1 pseudogene is annotated in these 511 nt (G+C 55.4%); it reads right to left on the reverse strand.

The window, feature by feature from the left end:
* Positions 1-351 (reverse strand): annotated as a pseudogene (locus O2S87_RS18760) (IS66 family transposase); the annotation flags it as partial.
* Positions 352-511 lie beyond the last annotated feature (160 nt).

A 511-nucleotide genomic window follows, 5' to 3' on the forward strand; every position in this document is an offset into this window, starting at 1 on the left:
CTCGTCGAAGTGTTCGCCACAGTCAGGACAGCACTCACAGGTGACCTCGACCTCGTGGTCAGGCACAGGCGTTGAACGCCACTCCGGGTCGTGACCGTCCTTTCTCCCGGGAGTGCCGCCGTCGGTTCGAACATCATCGTCTTCATCATCCTCCGAGGTCGGGGACTCGTTCGTCCCCGACCGTCGCTTACTGGGCGGTGTATGCGGATTTTCGTATTTGCGAAGGCGGATTTTGAGCTCGTCTATCCGCTCGTCCTTTTGATCAACTTCCTGTTCAAGCTCCTCAACTCGTTGCTCAAGTTGGAGAAGCCGAGAAAGGAGTTCGTCTTTGGTAAAATCGTCTGTGTTCACAGACCCCACCAACCAGTAGTGACAGCAGAGATAATGGGATGGGCTCCGCTGCGGAGCCCATCCCTAAGGGGCGCATCCAACCTCTGCTGTCTGTTCATATCGCATCCGTTGAACGCTTCCTACGAGACAATACCGAAATCAGCTCGGGCTAAACACATAC

Source organism: Halohasta sp. A2 (assembly GCF_056175805.1).